At 65.9% G+C, this 23,313-nt stretch carries 25 protein-coding genes and 1 pseudogene; 13 read left to right on the top strand and 13 right to left on the bottom strand.

Annotated features, from left to right (window positions below; all coding sequences use genetic code 11):
- Positions 1–129 precede the first annotated feature (129 nt).
- Both C8J47_RS03465 and C8J47_RS03460 read right to left on the bottom strand, forming a co-directional pair.
- The gene (locus tag C8J47_RS03465; protein WP_243645466.1) at positions 130–399 is read right to left on the bottom strand and encodes a hypothetical protein; all 270 of its coding nucleotides are present in this window, start codon (positions 397–399) and stop codon (positions 130–132) included.
- A gap of 58 nt (positions 400–457) precedes the next feature.
- Entirely contained in the window at positions 458–1,426 is a 969-nt protein-coding gene (locus C8J47_RS03460) for a cysteine synthase A (protein ID WP_121884729.1), read from the bottom strand.
- A gap of 190 nt (positions 1,427–1,616) precedes the next feature.
- Between C8J47_RS03460 and C8J47_RS19105 the strand changes: the two genes are divergently transcribed.
- The 4 genes from C8J47_RS19105 (at position 1,617) to aat (ending at position 3,870) form a co-directional block, all read left to right on the top strand.
- Positions 1,617–1,769, top strand: coding sequence for a hypothetical protein (locus tag C8J47_RS19105; protein WP_156364198.1), 153 nt, complete (start codon positions 1,617–1,619; stop codon positions 1,767–1,769).
- A 139-nt stretch (positions 1,770–1,908) separates the two neighbouring features.
- The gene (locus tag C8J47_RS03455) at positions 1,909–2,292 is read left to right on the top strand and encodes a hypothetical protein (RefSeq protein ID WP_056051347.1); all 384 of its coding nucleotides are present in this window, start codon (positions 1,909–1,911) and stop codon (positions 2,290–2,292) included.
- A gap of 124 nt (positions 2,293–2,416) precedes the next feature.
- A complete protein-coding gene (locus C8J47_RS03450) occupies positions 2,417–3,127 on the top strand; it encodes a ParA family protein (RefSeq protein WP_121884428.1) in 711 nt (236 codons plus the stop codon).
- On the top strand, positions 3,124–3,870 hold the full coding sequence (gene aat / locus C8J47_RS03445; protein WP_121884427.1) for a leucyl/phenylalanyl-tRNA--protein transferase: 747 nt from the start codon (positions 3,124–3,126) through the stop codon (positions 3,868–3,870). The genes C8J47_RS03450 and aat overlap by 4 nt, the downstream gene beginning before the upstream one ends.
- Positions 3,871–3,905: 35 nt before the next feature.
- On the opposite strand, the pseudogene C8J47_RS19705 reads toward aat, so the two are convergent.
- From C8J47_RS19705 to C8J47_RS19100, 5 genes and pseudogenes are all read right to left on the bottom strand, one after another.
- Positions 3,906–4,139, bottom strand: a pseudogene (locus tag C8J47_RS19705) (DUF2155 domain-containing protein); the annotation flags it as partial.
- Between the two features lie 197 nt (positions 4,140–4,336).
- A complete protein-coding gene (locus tag C8J47_RS03435) occupies positions 4,337–4,729 on the bottom strand; it encodes an NADH:ubiquinone oxidoreductase subunit NDUFA12 (RefSeq protein WP_056051356.1) in 393 nt (130 codons plus the stop codon).
- Positions 4,730–5,006: 277 nt separating this feature from the next.
- Positions 5,007–5,501, bottom strand: coding sequence for a DUF192 domain-containing protein (locus tag C8J47_RS03430; RefSeq protein ID WP_121884426.1), 495 nt, complete (start codon positions 5,499–5,501; stop codon positions 5,007–5,009).
- Positions 5,501–6,085, bottom strand: a complete 585-nt coding sequence (locus C8J47_RS03425; protein WP_121884425.1) for a cold shock protein — start codon at positions 6,083–6,085, stop codon at positions 5,501–5,503. Before C8J47_RS03425 ends, C8J47_RS03430 begins: the two co-directional genes overlap by 1 nt.
- A 94-nt stretch (positions 6,086–6,179) precedes the next feature.
- Positions 6,180–6,857 carry a RecX family transcriptional regulator gene (locus C8J47_RS19100; RefSeq protein ID WP_183129001.1) on the bottom strand — a complete coding sequence of 226 codons (678 nt, stop codon included), beginning with the start codon at positions 6,855–6,857 and terminating at the stop codon, positions 6,180–6,182.
- Between the two features lie 98 nt (positions 6,858–6,955).
- Between C8J47_RS19100 and C8J47_RS03415 the strand changes: the two genes are divergently transcribed.
- The gene (locus C8J47_RS03415) at positions 6,956–8,743 is read left to right on the top strand and encodes a fatty acyl-AMP ligase (protein ID WP_121884424.1); all 1,788 of its coding nucleotides are present in this window, start codon (positions 6,956–6,958) and stop codon (positions 8,741–8,743) included.
- 138 nt (positions 8,744–8,881) lie between these two features.
- Entirely contained in the window at positions 8,882–11,239 is a 2,358-nt protein-coding gene (locus C8J47_RS03410) for a bifunctional diguanylate cyclase/phosphodiesterase (protein WP_259467328.1), read from the top strand.
- Between the two features lie 57 nt (positions 11,240–11,296).
- Here the strand turns inward: C8J47_RS03410 and C8J47_RS03405 are convergent, their stop codons facing one another.
- Positions 11,297–12,613, bottom strand: coding sequence for a M20/M25/M40 family metallo-hydrolase (locus C8J47_RS03405; RefSeq protein WP_121884423.1), 1,317 nt, complete (start codon positions 12,611–12,613; stop codon positions 11,297–11,299).
- Positions 12,614–12,899: 286 nt separating this feature from the next.
- Between C8J47_RS03405 and C8J47_RS03400 the strand changes: the two genes are divergently transcribed.
- On the top strand, positions 12,900–13,481 hold the full coding sequence (locus tag C8J47_RS03400) for a hypothetical protein (protein WP_147454268.1): 582 nt from the start codon (positions 12,900–12,902) through the stop codon (positions 13,479–13,481).
- Here C8J47_RS03400 and C8J47_RS03395 read toward each other — a convergent pair.
- Entirely contained in the window at positions 13,474–13,929 is a 456-nt protein-coding gene (locus C8J47_RS03395; protein ID WP_056051362.1) for a universal stress protein, read from the bottom strand. The genes C8J47_RS03400 and C8J47_RS03395 overlap by 8 nt on opposite strands.
- 122 nt (positions 13,930–14,051) lie before the next feature.
- Here C8J47_RS03395 and C8J47_RS03390 point away from each other — a divergent pair, with 122 nt between their 5' ends.
- From C8J47_RS03390 to C8J47_RS03370, 5 genes are all read left to right on the top strand, one after another.
- Positions 14,052–15,395, top strand: coding sequence for a pyruvate dehydrogenase complex dihydrolipoamide acetyltransferase (locus C8J47_RS03390; RefSeq protein ID WP_121884422.1), 1,344 nt, complete (start codon positions 14,052–14,054; stop codon positions 15,393–15,395).
- Between the two features lie 10 nt (positions 15,396–15,405).
- Positions 15,406–15,636: a hypothetical protein gene (locus tag C8J47_RS03385; RefSeq protein WP_259467327.1), complete on the top strand. Its 231-nt coding sequence runs from the start codon at positions 15,406–15,408 to the stop codon at positions 15,634–15,636.
- A 44-nt stretch (positions 15,637–15,680) separates the two neighbouring features.
- A complete protein-coding gene (locus C8J47_RS03380; protein ID WP_056052938.1) occupies positions 15,681–16,022 on the top strand; it encodes an acyl-CoA thioesterase in 342 nt (113 codons plus the stop codon).
- A 15-nt stretch (positions 16,023–16,037) separates the two neighbouring features.
- Positions 16,038–17,444, top strand: a complete 1,407-nt coding sequence (gene lpdA, locus C8J47_RS03375; RefSeq protein ID WP_121884420.1) for a dihydrolipoyl dehydrogenase — start codon at positions 16,038–16,040, stop codon at positions 17,442–17,444.
- Between the two features lie 420 nt (positions 17,445–17,864).
- A complete protein-coding gene (locus C8J47_RS03370) occupies positions 17,865–19,289 on the top strand; it encodes a hypothetical protein (RefSeq protein ID WP_121884419.1) in 1,425 nt (474 codons plus the stop codon).
- A gap of 16 nt (positions 19,290–19,305) precedes the next feature.
- Here C8J47_RS03370 and C8J47_RS03365 read toward each other — a convergent pair whose 3' ends face one another.
- The 4 genes from C8J47_RS03365 to C8J47_RS03350 form a co-directional block, all read right to left on the bottom strand.
- Positions 19,306–20,382, bottom strand: coding sequence for an RcnB family protein (locus C8J47_RS03365; protein WP_121884726.1), 1,077 nt, complete (start codon positions 20,380–20,382; stop codon positions 19,306–19,308).
- Between the two features lie 118 nt (positions 20,383–20,500).
- Entirely contained in the window at positions 20,501–20,992 is a 492-nt protein-coding gene (locus tag C8J47_RS03360; protein ID WP_121884725.1) for a GAF domain-containing protein, read from the bottom strand.
- A gap of 318 nt (positions 20,993–21,310) precedes the next feature.
- Positions 21,311–21,736, bottom strand: coding sequence for an alternative ribosome rescue aminoacyl-tRNA hydrolase ArfB (gene arfB / locus C8J47_RS03355; RefSeq protein WP_056051376.1), 426 nt, complete (start codon positions 21,734–21,736; stop codon positions 21,311–21,313).
- Between the two features lie 19 nt (positions 21,737–21,755).
- Positions 21,756–22,475: an RluA family pseudouridine synthase gene (locus C8J47_RS03350; protein ID WP_121884418.1), complete on the bottom strand. Its 720-nt coding sequence runs from the start codon at positions 22,473–22,475 to the stop codon at positions 21,756–21,758.
- A gap of 30 nt (positions 22,476–22,505) precedes the next feature.
- Here C8J47_RS03350 and C8J47_RS03345 point away from each other — a divergent pair, with 30 nt between their 5' ends.
- Complete coding sequence (locus C8J47_RS03345) at positions 22,506–23,270, top strand: M15 family metallopeptidase (RefSeq protein ID WP_259467326.1); 765 nt, start codon at positions 22,506–22,508, stop codon at positions 23,268–23,270.
- Positions 23,271–23,313 lie beyond the last annotated feature (43 nt).

The following is a 23,313-nucleotide window of genomic DNA, read 5'->3' as shown; positions in this document are numbered from 1 at the left end:
TCCGGGGATCAGGCACAATCGGCGGTTCCAACGGGCAGCCTCGACGGGCAAGCGCGAATGTCCAACGCGCCATGAATCGTGCCCGGCGGTGTGAAATCATCGATGTGCAATTAAGGGCAGCAATCAGCCTCAGCGAGTCGCGGATTGACCATTTGCACTGGGAGCTACGCCCATTTCGGCCAGGGGTTCGGTAGGATCGGCGGCGTCCACGCTGTTCGTCACGCCCATGTTGGCCACCACGTCTGGCTGGGCAGCCCCTACCGCCGCAACCGGCCGCTCGCGGCTTGCAGAGCCGATGATCGCGCTGGCCAGCCCGATCAAAAGCACCACGGCCGCAAGGCCGATCAGGCCGACCTTGATGCGCTGCATGCGCTGATAGGGATCGTTGGGCGACTTCATCTTGTCGCGTTCCGATACCCGACCATCGTCCCGCTGTCGATTCTCGACGCGGGCCGGCTCAAGTCAGGCCCTTGGCTGCGCGCCATTCGGGATCGTACAGCGTCGACAGATACCGGAATCCGGTATCGCATAGGATCGTCGCGATGCGCTTTCCCGGCCCCAGATGTCGCGCCAGCGCGACCGCTCCCGCGACGTTGATACCCGACGACAAGCCGAGGCAGAGTCCTTCGTCGTCGAGCAGCCGGCGCACCCAGGCATACCCCTCCTGATCCGAAATCCGGAACTGGGTGTCGATCGGCGCGCCTTCGAGGTTGGCGGTGATTCGCCCCTGCCCGATCCCCTCGGCGACCGACGATCCCTCGGACTTCAGTTCGCCGTGTGCGTAGTAATTGTAGAGTGCCGCGCCATGCGGGTCGCTGAGCGCGATGCAGACCGTCTCGTCCTTGGCCTTCAGCCCCAGCCCGACGCCGGCGATCGTCCCGCCGGTGCCGGCTGCACAGGTAAAGCCATCAACCCGGCCCTCCATCTGCGCCCAGATTTCCTCGGCGGTGCCGACGATATGCGCGCGGCGGTTGGCGATATTGTCGAACTGGTTCGCCCAGATCGCGCCCGGCGTCTCGTCGGCGATCCGGCGCGAGGTATGGACGAAATGGCACGGCGACGAGAACGCCGCCGCAGGCACCAGCACCAGTTCGGCCCCCAGAGCCCTGAGCGTGTCCATCTTCTCCCGGCTCTGCGTCTCCGGCATGACGATGATCGTCTTGTAGCCCTTGGCGTTGGCGACCAGCGCTAAACCGATACCGGTGTTGCCCGCGGTCCCCTCGACGATCGTGCCGCCGGGCTGGAGCAGACCCCGCTCCTCCGCATCCTCGACGATGAACAGCGCCGCGCGATCCTTGACCGACGCGCCGGGATTGGCGAATTCGCACTTTCCGAAGATATCGCAGCCCGTTGCGTCGCTCGGTCCCTTCAGTCGAACGAGCGGGGTATTGCCGATCAGGGCGAGCGTATCAGATGTCGTGTGCATCGCCGACAAATGGCGCTGCCATCCGCCGCGGGCAACCCATCGAAAGTTTTGCGTACTAAACACGATACGCCACGCCGACAGGTCGCGCCGAACGCCTCTCGCGCAAACCCATAACGTGCTTCCAGGGTGGATTGATCCATGTTAGCCTCACTCCCTGTCCAAGTCGCGGCCAAGAAAGGGGCTATCGGTCATGAAAAACTACGAACATGCGCTGTCGTTGCTGGAGGAAGCAACGCGGATCATGCTCGCTGTCGGCGACACGCTGGTCGCCGCGCACATCGCGACACCGATCGACGTCATCGAAACGCGTCTCACCGCGTTGCGTGGTATGCAGAAGCCCTGATCCTCGTCCGGCACGCGCTCGACATGCCGCGCGCCCTGCGCAGCCCGTCAGCAAGACTGACCTGTTCGTCGTCCGGGGATGCGATGGTAGCGCTTAAACCTTGACGCCCTATGCTGCATGCGCGAAGCGAGGTTCCGCTATGAAGATCATCCCCATCACCGCCGTTGCCGCGCTGCTTGTGCTGGCTGCCTGCAACTCCAAGCCAGCCTCGCCAGAGGTGGTCGACACCAATCCCGATCCGATGGCGAACACGCTCGCGAACGCCGCGCCGGTCGAACTGCCGCCCGCGATAAAGTCGGAAAAGACGTTGCGTTGCAAGGACAACAGCCTGTTGTACGTGACGTTCTTCCAAGGCGACAAGCAGGCCGTGGTCCGCACCAAGCAGGACGGCACGCCAACCACGCTGAAGTCGGACGTCGCCGGTTCGCCGAAGACCGCCGAGGGCGGCTGGTCGATGACCGGCAACGAGGACAGCGTCACGCTGACCCGTCCGGGCAAGTCGGCGCAGATCTGCCACGCATAAGGCTCGATCGACCAATATTTTGGCGTGAACGGTTCCAGAAACGGCCGGCGGTTTTTCCGCCGGCCGTTTTTCTTTGTGTCGTGCACCCTTGCCCGGACGCCGCCGGCCCGGCACCGTATGATCCATGGCAACACTAGCGATATACAGCCTGAAGGGCGGCGTCGGTAAGACGACGCTCGCCGTGAACCTCGCCTGGTGCGCCGCCGCGCTGTCGGCCAGACGTACACTGCTGTGGGATCTCGACCCGCAGGCCGCCGCGACCTGGGTGCTCGGGGGGCCGGGCAAGGTCGACCAGGCGCAGGCGATGTTCTCGAAGGACATCGCCGTCGCCAAGCAGGCACGGCCGACCGCATATCCGCAGCTCGACCTGATCGCCGCCGATGCGTCGCTCCGCGGGCTCGACCAGCTGTTCCACGATCTCGACAAGAAGAAGCGCCTCGCCAAACTGGTGTCCGACCTCGCCGGGTACGACCGCGTCGTCCTCGACTGCCCGCCCGGCCTGACCGAGACCGCGGATCAGGTCATGCGCGCCGCCGACCTGATCGTCATCCCGGTCATCCCCTCGCCGCTGTCGACTCGTGCCTATGAGGCCGTCGTTGCACATCTCGGCGGCCGGACGCCGCTGCTGCCGGTCCATGTCATGGTCGACAAGCGCCGCGCGCTGCATGCCGAGGCGCTGGCCCGCCACCCCGACTGGCCGGTGATCCCGATGGCAAGCGGGATCGAGGCGATGGCATCGCGGCGCGCACCGGTCGGTGTCTTCTTGCCAAAGTCGTCGGCGGCGCGCGCGTTCGCCGATCTGTGGCGGCGGATCGAACAACGGCTGGCCGCATGAACGGGGGTCTCGATCCGAAAAATGGACTCGACCCGCAGCTCGTCCTCGGCGCATACTCGGTCGGCGTCTTTCCGATGGCCGACAGCCGCGATGCCGCCAGCGTCTACTGGGTCGAGCCGCGTCGCCGCGCCGTGCTGCCGCTCGATTCGTTCCGGCTCTCGCGGTCGCTGCGCAAGACGATCGTCGCCGACCGGTTCCGGGTCACCGTCGATACCGCTTTCGAGCCAATTCTCCGGCTCTGCGCCGAAAGCGTCGCTGGCCGGCCCGAGACCTGGATCAACGCGAGCATTGAACGCGTCTTCACGACGCTGCACGCTATGGGCTTCGCACATTCGGTCGAATGCTGGGACGGCGGCAAGCTCGTCGGCGGGCTCTATGGGCTCGCGCTGGGCCGCGCGTTCTTCGGCGAAAGCATGGTCAGCCGCGCGACCGATGCCTCGAAGGTCGCGCTCGCGCATCTGGTCGCACGGCTGCGCGTCGGTGGGTTCACGCTGCTCGATTGTCAGTTTCAGACCTCGCACCTCGCTTCGCTCGGCGCAGTCGAAATCGATCGCGCGGATTACGTTGCGTTGCTGGCCGCGTCACTCGACGGCGCGCTCGGCGCATCGGCTGCTGCGGGCGTGGCGTCGGCCGGCGACTTCCGCGCGCTCGATCGCTTGGCGGGCAAGGCCTCCGCATCGGACGCGGTATCGGGCCCGGTCGCGGGGAACGTCATCGCGCAACTCTTGGTCCAGACGTCGTAGACCGGGTTCTGCACCGCGTTCAGCGCGGGGCGTTCCTTGTAGAGCCAGCCTGAAAACGTCCAGCGCCAATGCGTGTCGACGCCGCGCACCAGCACCTGGACGAACGCGCCGGTCAGTTGCTCCTGCTCCCACGGCGCGGTCTGTTCGCAGGCGCGCAGCCGCAGCACCACATCGCCCATCCGCGTCGCCTGACCGGGCTTCAGCGTGACGTCGTGCGTTTCGCCATTTCGCTTGTTCAGGATGCCGATCACCGCAACGCGTTGCGCCATCGGCGTTCCGCCATTCGCGATCGCCGCCGCCCCGGTATCGATCGTTTCGACGGAGGAACTCGCCGACTCGTCCGCCATCGGCAGATCCTGCTGGACGACCCCGGCAGGCTTATTCGGCGTCTGCAACGCGCGATAGCCGAACCAGCCGCCGATCCCCAGCACCGCGACCAGCACGGCCGCGGCAAGCCAGCGCAAATTCACCCTTCGGGGACCCAGGCTTCGTAGTCACCGGTGGCCGCCGCACGCGTTCCGCCCTTTTCGAGCGCACCCGAAGGCCGATACGCGAGCGCGGTACCGGTCATGTTGGGAATCGCAGGCTTCTGCCAAGCGCGAACCGGGGGCAAAGCGCGCTCGGGAACGTCGTCGACCTGATGATGCAACCAGCTGAACCACGCGGGCGGGACTCGGCTGGCGTCAGTCGCGCCCTGATAGATCACCCAGCGACGCGGGTTGCCGGCGGTATCCTTGCCGCCCTCGTAATAGACGTTGCCAAGCGCGTCCTCGCCCTTCTTCGCCATGCTGCGCAAGCCGAATTTGGTGCCGAGGGTGGCGCCGTTCCACCACGTGAAAGTCGATGCGAGAAAGCCCATGCCGGTGCGCTTAACCCGAGTGAGGGCGGGCTTCAACCATGATGATGGCCGAGGTCAGGCGAAGCCTCGCTTCCTGTGTAATTCGAGAGGCGTGCCGGTGCTTACCTTTTGCAGAAGGGATGTGCCGGCGTTCGACCGGCATGCCGCTCCCCCTTGTTCTCCCGCAAAAGAGGGAACCCAGTCTGGTCCCCGCCTTTGCGGGGAAACGTGTTACCCGCGTAGAGACGCAGCCTTCCCCATCACAGCCCGGCTCGGCGATCCGGCAGCCCCTACCGCGCTACTTCGCGCTCTCGTCCCAGGTTACGCGATCACCCTCGGCGATCCCCAATTCCGCAGACCGTCCACCCATCAGTTCCAGCACCGCGCCGACCGGTTCGCCCGACGGGATCGGCGCCTCGGAAAACGGTACGGTGTTGTCCGCGATCCGGGCGATCGTCCGGTCTGCACGGATGTAGAGAATGTCGAGCGGACTCGGCGTGTTCTTCATCCAGAAGTTCGCGTTCACCGGAGCGCCGCCGTCCGCCGGATAGGGCCAGAACAACATCCCGCCATCGGGTTTGAGATCGGTCCGGTACATCAGCCCACGTTCTTGTTCCGCCGCCGTCTTCGCGCGCTCGACGACGAACACATGCGGGCCGTTCGCGCTTTTGATAGTGAGCGTGAGCACCGGGGCATTCTCGGTCTTGGTATCGGCATGCATATACGCGACCCCGCCCGCTCCAGCTCCGCCAATCAGGACCGCGGCCAGACCGGCCTTGGCAAGTACGCTCATTACAAACCCTCTTCGACCACGACCGCCAGCGGCCCCTTCCGTCCTGCGACGACCCGCGCGCGGAGCGGTTGGTCGGGCTCGACCGATTCGATCCCTGCGCGACGCAGCGTCTCCATATGGACGAATATATCGCAGCCGTCTGCGCTACGGACGAGAAAGCCATAGCCCTTGAGGCGGTTGAACCATTTGACGACGACCGGCTCGAACGGCCCGGCGGCATCGATCATCGCGATCGGATCGACCCGGTCCGGCGACGATGTCGACGTTCGCTCCACCTCGGCGACGGCGTTGGTCATGTCGATCGAGACGATCTCGCGCGCCTGGAACCCGCGCCCACGCTGAACCGACAAGGTCTCGATCCGTGCGCCCTCGGGCAGACTGCGGCGGCCATGAGGCTGCAGGACGGAGAAATGGACGAGGATATCGCCAACGCTGTCGTCGTCCGCGACGGCGAAGCCGAACCCACGGGTCACGTCGAACCACTTGATGACGCCGCCGATCGCACGCACATCGACGCCGCCGACAAGTCCGGCCAATAGTCCCCCGTTGTCGATGGTGGCTTCGATCGCAGTTTCGATCGGCATTTCCGCCCCTGTTTGCGTCACTATACGCATCATTACACCCCTAGCCGCCTAGCTAGCACGCTTCGTCGCAATCGCAACGAATCCGTGACGGACATCACTCGAAATCGGATGCTTCTACAACAGCCGACGGCGGGGCGGCGACGATCCGGCGTGCCAGATCGAAACGGTGACCGGCGCGAAGCATTGCCGCAAGTTGCTTCTCGTGCAGTTTTCGGTAGCCGTGCCCATCGCCCTCCCCGCTGCCGTACGGGCCGATCCGTTTGCGACGTGCGAACGCCAGCGCCGATTCGACCGCACGGTCGGCAATCGCCGGCGCGACCGAGTCCGCGTCGCTTTCATCGATGCCCGCTTCGCGAAATGCGCCCGCGACACGTCGCGCCCCAAGGCCCCGTCGCTGCATCGCCGCCGCGCGCTGCTCGGCAAAGGCCCGGTCGTCGACATAGCCGAGCTCGGCCATACGTTGCGCCAACTCGGCGGGGTCTGCGGCGGCGCCGGCAGTCTCGTCGGCCCAGCCACGTTCGCGGATCTTGCGGTTGAGGTAATCGGTCAGTCGCAGCCGCGTCGTCGCGAACCGTTCGACGTAGCGGAGCGCCAAACGTTCGAGCGCGGCGGCATCGAGTGGTTTGGGCGCGGGCCGTTCGCGCGATCGGCTCTTGTCCTGGCCTTTGCCCCACCCGCCGCGTTTCGCCGTGCCACGACCATCCGCCGAGCGACTATTGTCGGAGTCGCTAGCATCCCGTTGCGGGCCGAGGGCATCGTCATCGTCGTCCACGCCATCATTGTGCCACACTGACACCCGAAGTTGAACGGCTAGACTAGAGATAGGCGTGGTGTGTTCGATCGCCGCGACGGAGCAAGGCAGGAACTGCGATGACGACCGAAACGGCAACGACCGACACGGCCACCACCGACGGCAAGCACGGCCAGACCGTAGCGGCCCCTGTCGCCACCCCGACCGCAGACGCCCTGCCGCGCCGCTTCGCCGACTTCGGCACGCTGGGCGAAGCCCTCGACTACGCGGCAAGCGGTAACCGTGGTCTTAATTTTCACGACGCGCGTGGCACTTTGTCGCAACCTTATCCTTACAGCCAGCTCCGTACCGACGCGCGTGCGATGGCGGATCGCCTGATCGCCGCCGGTGTTGCCCCCGCCGATCGCATCGCGCTGGTCGCGGAGACCGGCCCCGAGTTCGCCGCATTGTTCTTCGGCGTCGTCTATGCCGGCGCATGGCCCGTGCCGTTGCCGTTGCCGACCTCGTTCGGCGGCCGCGATTCGTACATCGAACAGCTTCGCGTCCAGCTTGAAAGCTGCGACCCAAAAATGCTGATCTTCCCGCCCGAACTCGCGCAGATGGCGGGCGAGGCCGCGCGCCTGTCTGGCACCATCGGGATCGACTGGTCCGAGTTCGCGACGCGCGAGGCGCCTGCTGCAACGCTCCCCGAAGCGAAGCCGGACGACATCGCATATCTGCAATATTCGAGCGGCTCGACGCGCTTCCCGCACGGCGTCGTCATCACGCATGCCGCGCTGCTCAACAACCTCGCCGCGCACAGCCACGGCATGGAAGTGTGCGACACCGATCGCTGCGTTTCCTGGCTGCCCTGGTATCACGACATGGGACTGGTCGGCTGCTTCCTGTCGCCGATCGCGAACCAGGTCTCGACCGACTACCTCAAGACCGAGGATTTCGCGCGCCGTCCGCTCGCGTGGCTCGATCTCATCAGCCGCAACGAAGGCACGACGCTCAGCTATTCGCCGACCTTCGGCTACGATATCTGCGCGCGCCGCATGTCTTCGCAAACCAAGGCCAGCGACCGCTTCGACCTGTCGCGCTGGCGTGTCGCGGGCAACGGCGCCGACATGATCCGCCCCGACGTGATGCAGTCGTTCGTCGACGCGTTCGCCGATGCCGGCTTCAAGGCCAGCGCGTTCCTGCCGAGCTACGGCTTGGCCGAGGCGACGCTCGCCGTTTCGCTGATGCCGCCGGGCGAAGGCATCCGCGTCGAACTGGTCGAGGAAACGCAGCTTTCGGGTGGCTCGCGAGGCGGTGACCGTCCTCAGCGCTACCGGGCGATCGTCAACTGCGGCAAGCCGGTCCGCGACATGCGAATCGAGATCCGCGAAGAGGACGGCACGCCGCTCCCCGATCGCGCGATCGGCAAAGTCTGGTGCAGCGGCAAGTCGGTGATGGTCGGCTATTTCCGCGACGACGCCGCGACCGAGGCGTGCATGTCCGGCGGTTGGCTCGATACCGGCGACATGGGCTATATGTCGGACGGCTACATCTACATCGTCGGCCGCGCCAAGGACATGATCATCGTCAACGGCAAGAACCACTGGCCGCAGGACATCGAATGGGCGGTGGAACAGCTTCCCGGCTTCAAGGCCGGTGACATCGCCGCATTCGCGATCACGACGCCTGGCGGCGAGGAGACCCCCGCCGTACTGGTCCAGTGCCGCAGCTCGGACGAAGCCGAACGCCTGCGCCTGCGCGACGAGATCCGCGAGCGCGTGCGGTCGGTGACGGGCATGAATTGCCTGATCGAACTGATCCCGCCGCGCACGCTACCGCGCACCTCGTCGGGCAAGCTCAGCCGTGCGAAGGCACGCAACCTGTACCTCAGCGGCGATATCAAACCATACGATATCGCAGCCTGAGATATCGCATCGACGGACGATGCTCGACGGCTCGAAGTTTGGCAGAACGCGCCGGTCGGACCGAGATCCGCGATGAATCGTGATATCGGCGACGGTACGCCAACAGTCTGCTAACTAAAGCTTATTAGGGTTCGCTCCGTGAGCATCAAAACCCCTTCACCGTTGCGCGGGATCGCAGTCACGCTTCCCTTGTTGTTAGGTCTGCGCGACGGTTCCGATCCGGTCGAATGGAGCCGGATCCGGACTGCGCAACTGCACGGCGGGCGCAGGATGGCGCTGGTGATGCTCGCGGCGAACGGTATCGCCGCAACCGCCACGGCGCTGCTGGTCGACGACACGTCGCCGCAATGGCAGATCGCCAGCTGGCTCGGCGTGCTGCTGCTCGTCGTCGTCGGCATCGCGGCCCGGCGCCTCAGGGCACCACAACTCGGCGATGGCCAGATCGCGCTACGCGATGTCCGCAACACCGGCTGGGAAGGCTTGCTGCTGGCGCTGGCATGGTCGACCGTACCCGTGCTGTTCTGTACCCATGCGCCGTCCGGGACGACCGCGGGTCTGGGGCTGACCCTGTGCGCGCTGATGACCGGCGCGGCGTTCGCGATGGCGCCGCTGACGCTCGGAACCCTGGTCTTCCTCGGGTATCTTGGCAGTGCTGTCACGCTCCAGCTAGCTATGGCAGGCACGATCGCGGCCTCGGTCGGCGTGTTCGTCTTCACGCTGCTGCTGATGCTGGTCTGCGTCAGCCGCGCGCGGACGCTGATGCTGCTCCACGCCAGCGAGATGGCGCTCGACGAGCGCGACGAGACCGTCAGCCTGCTGCTGCGCGAGTTCGAGGAGACCGGCGCCGACTGGCTGTGGGAGACCGATGCCGCACGCCGCATCGTCCGCGCCTCGCCGCGTTTCGCGTTCGCGGCCGGCCTCGACCCGGCCAGCGTCGACGGCATGCCGTTGCTCCAGCTGCTCGCCGGGCCGACTTGGGAGACCGGCGATTTCGCCACCGGATTGCGCACGCTCGCCGACAAGATGAAGAAACGCGAGAGTTTTCGAGACCTGCGCCTGCCCGTGCAGATCAAGGGCGAAGATCGCTGGTGGGAGATCGCTGCCTCGCCGCGGTTCGACGATCGCGGCGTGTTCAGCGGGTTCCGCGGGGTCGGCTCCGACATCACCGAACAGCGCAAGTCGGTCGACAAGATCAACCGGATGGCGCGCTTCGACACGCTCACCGGGCTGCCCAACCGGCTGATGGTCAACGAAACACTGGTCCGGACGATCGGCGAGGCCGGCCAATGGGGCGGCCGGTACGCGTTCATGATGCTCGACCTCGACCGGTTCAAGGCGGTCAACGATACGCTTGGCCATCCGTTCGGCGATCGCCTGCTGAGCCGCGTCTCCGAACGGCTGAGCCAGTTGATGACCGACAACGAACTTTGCGGCCGGCTCGGCGGTGACGAGTTCGCGGTCATCGTCCGCGACGCCAGCGATCAGGTCGCGCTCGAATCGCTCGCCCAGCGGATCATCGACTCGCTGTCGCTCCCCTACGAAATGGATGCGCACACGCTGTATATCGGCGCCAGCATCGGTCTCGCGGTCGGTCCGCGCGATGGCCGGACCGCGGAAATGCTCATCCGTTCGGCCGATCTCGCACTGTACCGCGCCAAGGATGCCGGCCGCGGCGTCTACCGTAGCTACGAACCCGCGCTTCATGTTCAGGCCGAAGAGCGTCGCGTCCTCGAGATCGCGCTGCGCACCGCGGTCGAGAATGGCGAGATGCATCTCGTCTACCAGCCCGTCGTCGACGCCGAAACCGGCGTCCTGCTGGGTTTCGAGGCGTTGCTGCGCTGGAACAGCCCGGAATTCGGCATCGTGTCGCCCGACAAGTTCATCCCGCTCGCCGAAGAAACCCGGCTGATCGCCAATATCGGCGCCTGGGTATTGCGCACCGCGTGCGAGGAAGCTGCGCGCTGGCCATCGGTGATCCGGATCGCGGTTAACGTATCGCCCGACCAGCTGCAGAACCCCGGGTTCGTGACGACCGTCACCGGCGCGCTCGCCAGCTCCGGCCTGTCCGCCGAACGGCTCGAGCTCGAAGTGACCGAGAGCGTGTTCATGCATGAAGGGCTGGGCGTCGCCAAGGTCCTCGAGCGCGTCCTCGATCTCGGCGTGCGGCTCAGCCTCGACGATTTCGGCACCGGCTATTCGTCGCTTGGTTATCTCAGCCGGACGCGGTTCTCATCGATCAAGATTGATCGCAGCTTCGTCCAGGACGCGGCCAAGGGGATGCGAGAGGCGATCGCGATCATTCGTGCGGTCGTCGCGCTGGCCGAGAGCCTCGGCATGGCGACCACTGCCGAGGGCGTCGAGACCGAGGCCGAACACCGGATGGTCCGGCAATTCGGCTGCACCAAGGTTCAGGGCTATTATTTCGGTCGCCCGCTTCCGGTCGAGGAAGCCCGCGCGCTGGCCAACCGCGGCTGGCAAAAATCGGCGGCCGCCTGATCCGACAGCAGCCATCGACTGCCGACCCCGATCACCGACCATGATTTCCAGCCGCGACTATCGCCGGCGCTCACGCCCACCGAAACTGACCAGGCTCTCGGCGCCATCCGCCGATAGCGCCGACACGCCGACGAACGTGTCGTCGACCGGCACCTGGACCAGCACCGTCTGCGTACCCGTCACGTCGCGGACTTCGGTCCAGCCCTGCGCGTCGTTGCGGCGCCACCGGACGCGGTAGCGTGCGGCGCCCGGCACGGCAGTCCATTTGACCGTCGTATCGCGCGACAAGGCACCCGCGATAGATACGTCTTCGGGCGCCGCCGGCGCGGCGGCAATCTGAGCGATCGTCGCGACGTTGATCGCCGTCACCTTGGCCAGATACGGAAAATCCATGCCCTCGATCGTGTCGCCGTAGACGACACCTTTTTCGGTACGCAGATCCTGATGCTGGCGATCCCAGTTCTCGGCCGCGACCGAGAACCGTACCGCGGGATAACCGAGCTTAAGAAACGGTTCGTGATCGCCACCGCGACCGAATCGATCCGGTCGCCGATCGATCATCACGTCGAGCCCGCCCGGAATGCCGCCGGCGATCCCGTCGATCGCCTTAGCCAGAGCGCGACTCGGGCCATCGTCCTCGCCGCCCTCCGCCCGCCGTCCCTGCTGGGCGACCATGTCTTCTGATGCGCGTATGCCTTCCGAAAACACGCGCACCTTGTCCGCGACCCGGATGCCGCCCTGCCCGACCGTGTTGCCGACGATGTCGTTGTTGAGCATCGCCGATATCTGCCAGCCGCGCGCCTTCGCCGTATCGGCGAGCAGTTCGGCGCCCCACAAGCCCTGTTCCTCGCCCGAGAACACCGCGTAGACGATCGTCGCGTCGAACTGACGCTGCGACAGCAAGCGCGCAACCTCGAGGACCAGCGCCACGCCCGAGGCATTGTCGTTGGCGCCCGGCGCGTCGGAGGTCGCGTTCATGACATCGGTCACGCGGCTGTCGATATGTGCGCCGACGATCACCACCCGGTTCGGATCGCGGCCCTTCTGGATCCCCAGGACGTCTTCTACCACCACGCCGGTCGGTGCCCGCGGACCGGTGAAACGTCGCGAAATCCGGTCGACCGCGATGCACCCGCCGCACGATCCACCGATCTCCGTAAAGCGGCGCGCTGCCCAGGTCCGGGCGGCGCCGATACCGCGCTTGGGGTCGGTCGTAATCGACGCCGTGTGGCGTGTGCCGAAATCGACCATCGTTGCGACGTCCGCCTTCAATCGGGTCGCAGAGGGCTTCGCCGAGGCAGCGGATTGGGTCGCAGGTGGGGGCGCGAGCGGGGCGGCGGCTGCGAGAAGCAGTGGAACGATAAGGGTCGACATGGAATGATCGTGCCCGGATCGCAGGCACGCCTCAAGTGTTTAATATCGCCGAGACGAACCAGTTGAAACTGGAATTCAGCTGAAGATCACTTTCGGCGGAATCGATAAATCGCACGAACATGATTCAGATTTGATACTTTTTAATCAAATGCGTAGAGGTACTTATCGAAATCCGGGACCGATAGTGATTATAGGCCATTCAATCTCGAATATGGACGGTATCATACAAGCCATCGATGAACCGGTGGCTCGTGTGCTGAAACGTACGCGCACAGAGCTGATCGGCATGTCGTATACGTCAATCACGCACCCTGAGGATATCGCTCGCAACGTATCGCAGGTCCAGGCTCTTCGTCCGAATGGTCAGTCGCAATCGATCCGCAAGCGATATCTTGGCGGCGATGGCAGTATCATCACGCTCACCGTCCAGGTTTTGCGTATCGGCAGCGGCGAAAGCGGCCATCTCGTCGGTACGATGTCGGCCGCCGCCCCACTCGGCTCGATGATTGCAGGTCCGCGTCACGACGATCGCCTGCCACATAGTCTTTGGCGCCGCGCAAAGGATCTGCTCGCGGTCATGCAGGCACGCGATAAGACGTTGGGCGGCGATCTGTTCGCCGATCATGCCTGGGCGCTGCTGTTGAGCGTCTATGTGGCGGAGGCCGAGAGCCGGATCGCCACGGTCGACTCGGTCGCCAGCCAGCTCGGTCTGAATCGCGCGACCTTGGATCGCTGGATTCGTGTGCTGGAGGCCAAATCGCTGGTCGATCCGCCCGATAGCATGCGCGAAGCACTCCAGCTGACACGCTCCGGCATCGACGATGTCGAACGGCTGTTGTCGACACGATCGCTAGTGGACGTCAGCTAAGACGATCGATCGCCTCGCGCGTCAGCGACCCGGGGATGATCATGACGGGGACCGGCAGCGCGCCCGCGTCGGTTCCCGCGAAATGCGCGATCAGTTCGCCCGGCGCGCCAATGGCGGCCGCGCCCAGCACCAGCGCAGCAATCTCTGGGTTCGCCGCGATCATCTCGCGGATGATCTTGGGCGCTTCGCCTTCGCGGACCGTGATCGACGGCCGCAAGCCGGACTCCTCCAGCAACGTTCCCGCCGCCCCCGCGACCAGCCCCTCGGCATGCAGCCGCGCTTCTTCCTCGATCGTCGCCTGGACGCCGCCGAACGCGATGAACTCCTGCGGCGGGATGACGGTGAGAATCTCGACGCCGCCGCCGGTCTTTACCGCACGCCGTGCCGCGAACCGCAACGCGATGCCGGCTTCCGGACTGTCGTCGATAACCACCAGATAAATGCGCATTTTAGCCCCCGTTATTGCCGGTAATTGGGCCGAGGCGGGTCGATACGCAAGTGCGCCGGGGTTGACCCGAGCGGACGAGGGCGCGAGTAGGCATGCCGTTACGTCACGCCCTGGGGAAATCCATGTCGATCGAGATCAAGATGCCTGCGCTGTCCCCGACCATGGAGGAGGGTACCCTCGCCAAATGGTTGATCAAGGAGGGCGACGTCGTAAAATCCGGCGACCTGATGGCCGAGATCGAGACCGACAAGGCGACGATGGAATTCGAAGCCGTCGACGAAGGCACGGTGGTCAAGATCCTCGTCGCCGAGGGTACCGACAACGTGAAGGTCGGCACGGTCATCGCTATCATCGCCGAAGAGGGCGAGGACGCATCGTCGGTTTCTGCACCGACCAAGAGCGAGACGCCTGAGCCTGCCGCGAAGGAGTCGGAAGCGCAGCCCAACCCGGAAGATCCGAACAAGACCGGGACCGAGGCTAAGCCGGTCGAGCGGACCGAAGCTTCTGCCGAGGATCACGGCCGTCCCGACGACGCCGGCGCGGCCAAGCCCGCCGCCAGCGGTGACCGCGTGAAGGCCAGCCCACTCGCTCGCCGTCTTGCTGCCGACAAGGGCATCGATCTCGGCGCCGTGTCGGGTTCGGGGCCGAAGGGTCGTATCGTCAAGACCGACGTTGAGAGCGCGAAGCCGGGTGCTGCTCCCGCTGCTACGAAGACCGAAGCTGCTGCGCCGACTGCCGCTCCCCCGCCGGCCGCAAAGCCTGCGGCCGTGCCTGATATCCCGCACGAGGCGACCAAGCTCAGCAACGTTCGCAAGACGATCGCACGTCGTCTCACCGAGTCGAAGCAGACCGTCCCGCACATCTACCTGACCGTAAACATCCGCCTCGACGCGCTGCTCAAGCTGCGCGGCGAGCTGAACAAGAGCCTGGAATCACGTGGCGTGAAGCTGTCGGTCAACGATCTGCTGATCAAGGCGCAGGCCGTGGCTCTCATGCAGGTCCCGACCTGCAACGTGATGTTCACGCCCGATCAGCTGATCACTTTTGCGCGCGCCGACATCTCGGTCGCGGTCAGCACGCCATCGGGCCTGATCACGCCGATCATCGTCGGTGCGGACACCGCCTCGCTATCGTCGATCTCGACACAGATGAAGGACCTTGCGGCACGGGCTCGCGACGGCAAACTGAAACCCGAGGAATATCAGGGCGGTACCGCTTCGATAAGCAACATGGGCATGTTCGGCATCACGCAGTTCGATGCGGTCATCAACCCACCGCAGGCGATGATCCTCGCGGTCGGCGCGGGCGAGAAACGTCCGTACGTCGTCGGCGACGAACTGACCGTGGCGACCGTCATGTCGGCGACCGGCAGCTTCGATCACCGCGCGATCGACGGTGCCGATGGCGCGCAGTTCATGAAGGCGTTCAAACATCTCGTCGAGAACCCGCTGGGCATGCTCGCCTGAGATGGGCCTGGTGTCGTCGTTCCGGTCGCTTTCGGGCACCACCATCGAGATCCTTCACATCTTTGGAGGTCTCGTTGCGGCGGTGGCGATGACCTGGGCGGCGGCATGGTCCTACCCGCTTGGGCAGGACGTGATCTGGTCGTGCGGGGCAGCGGCGATGGTCGCGACCGTGCTGATGGGCGTGGGGCCACTGCGCCGCGCCCGCCGTCTCGACCGAACGACCCGCAGGAGTGAAGCGTGACCGACCTGCCCCCCAACAAGGCTCCCACGATCCGCGTCACCGCAATGCCTGCCGACGCCAATCCGTATGGCGACATCTTCGGCGGCTGGCTGATGGGCCAGATGGATCTCGCGGCCGGTTCGGTCGCGTCCAGGCGTAGTGGCGGCCGCGCCGTCACGATCGCGGCGGACGCGATGAAGTTTCACATGCCGGTCGTCGTCGGCGACGAGGTCTCGGTCTATGCCGACCTGAGCGCGGTTGGTCGCACCTCGATGACGATCGAGGTCGAGGCGTGGCGCCGCGCGCGTCACAGCAACGACAGCTGCAAGGTGACCCAAGCGCGCTTCATCTTCGTGGCGGTCGGCGACGATCGCAAACCGCGGCCCGTGCCGCCCGAAACCAATTGAATCAAAGGATTTACCGTGGCTGATACCTATGATCTCGTCATCCTCGGCTCGGGCCCCGGCGGCTACGTCGCCGCGATCCGCGCGTCGCAACTCGGCCTGAAGGTCGCGATCGTCGAGCGTGAGCGACTGGGCGGCATCTGCCTCAACTGGGGCTGCATCCCGACCAAGGCGCTGCTCCGCACCTCGGAAATCTATCACTACATGCAGAACGCCGAGAGCTACGGCCTCAAGGCGGACAATGTCGGCTTCGACCTTGCCAAGATCGTCGACCGCTCGCGCAAGGTTGCCGGGCAGCTGAACGCGGGCGTCAAGGGCCTGATGAAGAAGAACAAGGTGACCGTCGTCGAGGGCGTCGGCACCGTCACGGGCGCCGGTAAGACTGGGGGCAAGCTCAGCGTCAAGCAGGGCGACAAGACCGTCGAGCTGGAAGCCAAGAACATCATCGTCGCGACCGGCGCGCGCGCGCGCGACCTGCCGTTCGCCAAGGCCGACGGCAAGCGGATCTGGACCTATCGTCACGCAATGGTCCCGACTGAGATGCCGACCAAGCTGCTCGTGATCGGCTCGGGCGCGATCGGCGTCGAGTTCGCCAGCTTCTACAACGACATGGGCGCCGACGTGACGATCGTCGAGATGCTCCCGCGCATCCTCCCCGTCGAGGACGAGGAGGTCTCCGCGTTCATGGACAAGGCGCTCACCAAGCAGGGCATCAAGCTGCTAACCCAGACCGGTCTGGAGGGTCTCGCGCCCTCGGCGAACGGCGTCACGGCTAAGATCAAGGCGAAGGACGGCAAGGTTTCGGAAGAAACCTTCAGCCACGCGATCATCGCGATCGGTATCGTCCCCAATACTGAGAATATCGGGCTGGAGGCTTTGGGCGTCGAAACCGACCGCGGCCATATCAAGACCGACGGCTATGGCCGCACCAATGTCGATGGCATCTGGGCGATCGGCGACGTCACCGGCGCGCCTTGGCTCGCGCACAAGGCCAGCCACGAGGGTATCATCGCGGTCGAGAAAATCGCTGGCGGCTCTCCGCACCAGATGGATAAGGCCAACATCCCCGGTTGCACCTATTCGCGCCCGCAGGTGGCGTCGGTCGGCATGACCGAGGCAAAGGCCAAGGAGGCCGGGTACGAGCTGAAGGTCGGCAAATTCCCCTTCATCGGCAATGGCAAGGCGATTGCGCTCGGCGAGGCGGAAGGCTTCGTAAAGACGGTGTTCGACGCGAAGACGGGCGAACTGCTCGGCGCGCACATGGTCGGCGCGGAAGTCACCGAGCTGATCCAGGGCTATGTCGTCGCGCGCCAGCTCGAGACGACCGAAGCCGAGCTGATGGAGACGGTGTTCGCGCATCCGACGCTGTCCGAGATGATGCATGAGAGCGTTCTCGCCGCGTACGGCCGGGCGATCCACTACTAAGGCCCCCGCCAGGAGGGGGTGGCACCGGAGGGGCAGGACGCGCAGCGGGCGTGGTCGCTTACCGCCCCCTCCGTCTTGCAAGCGCCAGCCACCTCCCCCTGGCGGGGGAGGATTTGAGGTTGGTACTCCACTCGCCTCCGTCATCCTGACGAAAGTCAATCCAGGATACCAGCAGCCGCCCTTGTGGCTCTGGGTCCTGACTTTCGTCAGGATGACGGAGGCGAATGGGCGTCCTTTTGTTGTCAGGCACTAAGTCGAGACCAGTCTGATATCCGGCCGACCGACCGATCCGAGCAAACCATCCCGTTTCGGCCCTATCTCTCTTGACCCTCGCGCGCGACGCGGCAAAGGGTCGCGCCGGCCACGGAGTCCTGCTTTCAGGATTTCGCGGCGCATAAGCCACCGGTGCGGGAACCGCGAATGTCGATCGAACCAGACTCCCGCCTCACGCACCACCACATCACGATAACGGCGGTCGCACTATGCATGGCCTCGCTTGCGCTCTTCTGGCCGGGTACCGCGATGTACGACACCGTCACGCAATATCAGCAGGTCCTGTCGGGCGTGTACGACGATTGGCACCCACCGGCGATGGCGCGCGTATGGGCACTGCTCGCGCCGCTCGGGCCCGGCGCGACGCCGATGCTGGTCCTGCAACTCGTCACCTATTGGCTAGGGCTCGGTTTGATCGCCGCCGCGCTGGCCCGGATCGGTCGCGCCCGCAGCGGCGCCGCGATCCTCGCGATCGGCCTGCTCCCGCCCTTTCTCGGCTGGCAGGGCGTAGTGCTCAAGGATGCGCAACTCGCCGGCGCGCTTCTCGCCGCAGTCGGCATCATAGGCTGGTGGCGGCTCGCGCGGCGTCCGCTGCCCCGCGCGATGTATATCCCGGTCGCGCTGCTGCTCGCCTACGCCGTGCTCGTCCGCGCCAACGCCGTGTTCATCGTCGTTCCGCTGATCGTGACGCTCGCCCCGCGCCCGGCACACCCCCTCGCCAAGCTCGTCGCCAGTCTCGTCGCGGTGGTCGCCGTGCTCGGCGTCGCGCCGATCGTGAACCACCAGCTGCTCCGGGCGCAACCCAGTGGGGTCGAAGCGACGCAGGCGCTCTACGACATCGCGGGGATCGCCGCGCGTACGTCGGACGGCAACACCATCGGCCTTACCCGGCAGGAGACAGCAACCGTGATCCAGCGGCGATGCGCGAAGCCGTTCTTCTGGGATCCGCTCGGCGACGATGCGAATTGCGGAACGACGATGGCACGGCTGCGCGCGCTGCCGACCGCGACGCTGTACCTCACGCTGGCGTCGGCGGCGCTGCATCATCCGATCGCCTATGCCGGGCACCGCTTCGCGCATCTGAACTCGACCGACCGGTGGCTGGTCCCGTTCCACTGGCCGAGCGCCGCGCCGCCCGTCGCGTCGGAGCCGAACACGATCGGGCTCGCCAACCCCAGTGCAGGAGCTCGCGCGTGGGAGGTGCTGACCGCGATGATCGTCGAGACCCCGCTCGGCTGGCCGATCGCCTGGATCGTCGTCGCGATCACCGCGCTTGCCGCAAGCCTGTCGCGCCCGCGCGATCCTATCCGCGAACTTGCCACCGCGTTGCTGGTATCCGCTCTCGCGCTGGAGGTCAGCTTCGCAGCGCTGAGCATCGCGTCCGACCTGCGCTATCACCTGTGGCCGATGATCGCGACGGCGGTCTCCGTCGTCCTGCTCGCCGATCGCGCACCGCGGCGGCGGGTCCTGATGATCGGCGCAATTGCGCTGACGATCGTGATCTGCAGCGGGCTGGCGGCGCGCATGACGCTACCCCTCCCGCCCCAGTCCTATGCGGGCATGCTGGGGTGAGCCAGCTGCAGCGCCCCTAGCGCCGGCGTAGCTTGCGCCGCGGATAGGGCACCGTCTCGTAATATTCGGTGGTCGTCGTGGTCGTCGTCACCGGGACGGACTGAACGACCACCGTCGTCGAGCCTGCCGGATAGGCCGGGCCGCTGGTGGTCGTGACCGTCGTGGCGCCATCGCGCGAAACCCAGGTTTCGCCAGGCGCGCTCGCGTAGGTACGCGGCGGCTGATAGCCAGCGCCATATGGTGGCGCGTAGTCGTCCGCATACGGCGCGGGCGGCGGATAGTCTCCGCCGTATCCCGCACGGAGTGGTGGCGGCGTGCGACGGCCACGATCCTCGGCCTTGTCGATCGCGTAGCCCGCCGCTGCGCCGACGCCGGCACCGATCAGCGTACCGCCGAGACGGTTGCCACGTCCGGCGATGACGTTGCCCGCGACGCCACCGGCTACAGCACCGATCGCGGCACCGCCCAAACCCGTGTCGCGCCGGTTGTAGCGACCATCGTCCGACCGCGGCGTGCGACCATCATCATAAGGCGGCGCATATCCGCGTTCGCTCGGCCCGGCGTACACCGTGTCGTTTGCCGCATAATCCCGAGGACTTATCGTCACCGAGCTGCTCGAATCATAGCGGTCCCAATCGACGTCGCCGACGGTGTCGTAGACCGATCCTCGCGGGTCGATCAGCACGGCGTCGTCGTAGTAGCGCGCCCAGTTATACCCCTGCGGCGGTTGCGGAAGACCGTAGGTCGACCAGTCGCCCACGTAGAAGCGCGGCGCATTCCAATAGCCGGGCACCGCCCAGCCGCGATGCGGGCGGCGGTAGCCAGTCCAGCCGCCCGGCGCGTTCGCACCGGCCCACCAGCGACCGCCGATCTTGCTGCCCCAGCGCGGCTGGCGGTGCGGTCCCGCCTGTCGCGACGCGGTTTGCACGATCGGAGGATTGGCGGCGATCGGACCGGGCCGGCGGGGATTTGCCATCGGTGCCTGCATCGTCGCGCCCGGCATACCGTAGCTGGCGCCGGGCCGCTGCTGCGCGTGCGCCGCGCCGCCGCCGACCAAGGCGAGCCCTGCGCTCGCGAGAATAAGGCTCCGCATGTTCATCTCCCTGGTTCCGCCACCCTATCCCGCGCAAACGCCGGATGTCTTGAGGGGTTGCTTACCAAAGCCAAGAGCGAGTCACCAGCAAGCGTACCGTCCCGAAACGGAGCAGCGCCTACAGACGCTGACCCAACAATGCTGCGAGCGCCTCGCAGCCTGCCGCATCCTCCGCGTCGAACCGCGCCGGCTCCGGGCTGTCGAGATCGAGCACGGCGATCAGCGTGCCGTCCTTGATCACCGGTACCACCAGCTCCGACCGGCTTGCCGCGTCGCAGGCGATGTGTCCTGGGAATGCGTGCACGTCCTCGACCAACTGCGTAGTCAGCGTCGCAGCAGCGGCCCCGCAGACGCCCTTGCCGACCGGGATACGGATGCACGCGACCTTGCCCTGGAACGGCCCGAGGACGAGTTCGCCACCCTGCGCTTCGGGCACCAGCCGGTAGAAGCCTGCCCAATTAAGATCAGGGAGATATTCCCATACCAGCGCGGCGGCATTGGCCATGTTGGCGATCGGATCGGTCTCGTCTGCCGTCAGCGCGCCTAGCGCGGCGAGCAGGTCGCGGTAGAGGTCGGCCTTGGTGCCGGCTGAGATATCGAACTCATACATGTGATCGTCCTTGGTCGGCGACGGCGGTAGGCCGGGAGTTTCGTCCGTCATCCTAGCGCAAATTGAGTTCTGCCATATTGGCTTCGAAAGTCCGTTCCTCAAGCATACCCCAGCTTTCGCCGGGGTGACGGACGGGATTTATGACGTGCAACCTCGAAAAACAAAACGTGCTGCTAAGATCGCGAGCGCTGCCGTTTGAGATCCTGGCCCCCCGCCTGCGCGGGGGAACGGTAGAGAGGCGCTCGACGTATCAGGTTTTCGCCGAGTCCACCCAGGGTTCGCTGAAATCGCGCGAGCTTGCCCCCCACTCACGCCCGCTCAATCGTCGCGTACTTTACCCCGGCCCGCCTTCACCCCGCTACGCACCTTCTTCGTATCGACCCGCCGTGCCTTTGCCGCCTTGGACGGCTTGGTCGCGCGGCGTGCCTTGGGGACGATCGTCGCTTCCTTGATCATTGCGACGAGGCGTTCGCGGACCTCCTGGCGGTTGAGCAACTGCGACCGCGATCCCTCGCTACGTAGCACCAGCACACCGTCGCGCGTCAATCGCGATCCCGCCAGCACGGCGATGCGGTTCTTCACCGCGAGGGGCAAACCGGGCGACAGGCCGACGTCGAAGCGCAGGATCACCGCGCTGTCGGTGGTGTTGACGTGCTGACCACCGGGACCGCCCGAGCGGGTCGTGCTCTCGATCAGTTCGCTGTCGTCGATTGAGATCGATCGGGTGATCGGGATCGCGACCATAAGCCCCTGCCCTCAGCTCTCAGCCGTCGGTGGAGTCGGGCGTCGTTACCGCGTCGGCAGTCGGGGCGGTATCTGCAACCGGGGCAGCCTCGTCGGCGAAACCTGCCTTGGCGAACCGCTCGGGCAGCGGCGCTTCGGCGAGCACGTCGGTCTTGCCCGGGCGCGGGACGATCAGCCGCTGCGCGTGGAGCATCATGCCGAGCCCATCCGCCTTGCCGTACACGCCGTCACCGACCACCGGCGCGCCGAGACCGCTCGCGGCGTGGACGCGGATCTGGTGGGTGCGGCCGGTCTCCGGCAGGAACTCGACCAGCGAGCGGCCGTCCCTGATCTGGAGCACGCGCCATTTGGTGCGCGACTTCTTGCCCTCGGGGTCCTCGACCATCCTCCAGCCGGTCTCGGCCGTGCTGACTTTGCCGAGGGGCATTTCGATTAGGCCCGATTCACCGTTAACCTCACCGTCGAGGAGGGCGACGTAGCGTTTCGAGACGAGGCCCTGTTCGAACGCCTGCTGCAACCGGGCATGCGCCTTGGGGTTGCGCGACAAAAGCAGGCAGCCGCTCGTGTCGCGGTCGAGCCGGTGCACCGCCTTCGGCCAGCGCTGGAAGCCGAACTTCAGGCTTTCGAGATGATTTTCGAGGCTCAGCGAGCCATCGCGGGGCGGATCGACCGGCAGCCCTGCGGGCTTGTCGATCACCAGGGCCTCGCCGTCGAGGAAAAGTACGCGTTCACCATGCATGGCGCCGCCCTTGCCATCATTAGCGCCTGCGTGCCAGAGCCCGCGTCGATGTTGCACCGCACGCTGGCCCTCGCGCTCCTGTTCGCCCCGACCATAGCGGAGGCCCAATTGTGCGAAGGCCAGAGCGCGGCGATCGCGCCCGATGGTCGCGCGTTCGGGCATCTGCCGTACGGCGACGCCGCCGAAACCGAACTGGTCACGCTGCCGTCCGAATATTCGGTGGGCAATCCGTGCGTGGTACGTGCCGATATCCTGCCCGATCTGTTGCGGCTGTTCGCAGCGGCGCAGGGCGATCCTTCGGTGATGGGGCAACTGCGCGCGCTCTCGTGTCAGCGGTCGATCGCGCGCCAGCGCAGCGTGTTCTGCCGCGGCGAAATCAGCACCGCGGCCGATCGGGCGATTTCGGTCGCGCCGCCTGGCTATAGCGAGCATTCGACCGGCTATGCGCTCGACTTCGCGGTCCGGCCTGCGAACGGGTGTCCCGATGCGGAGGCGTGCATGGCCGCGACGCCTGCCGCGCGCTGGCTGCGGCTGAACGCGCCGCGGTTCGGGTTCGAGCAGAGCTTTCCGGGGGGCAACAAGCAGAACGTGAAATGGGAGCCCTGGCACTGGCGCTGGGTGGGCACGAGCGGCAGTGCGCCCGGGGCGGCGAAGGCGCGGTTCGTGTTCGCGCGGGCTCGGCGGTTGTATCCGGCGGATCCCGCCGTGCTGCCGCTGGTGGTGAAGGTGTCGGCGCAACCGCCGGTGCCGGTGGCTCCGGTCGTGGTGGTGCCGTCGAAGAAGAAGCGGCGGTAGAATAAAGACTGGTTTGATCGGGGCTATGTGCCCCTGAGAGCAG

The organism is Sphingomonas sp. PP-F2F-G114-C0414 (assembly GCF_003688595.1).
In the GTDB taxonomy this organism is placed as follows: Bacteria; Pseudomonadota; Alphaproteobacteria; order Sphingomonadales; family Sphingomonadaceae; genus Sphingomonas.
The sequence above is the reverse complement of the archived record's forward strand: the minus strand, read 5'-3'. Positions and strand labels throughout refer to the sequence as shown.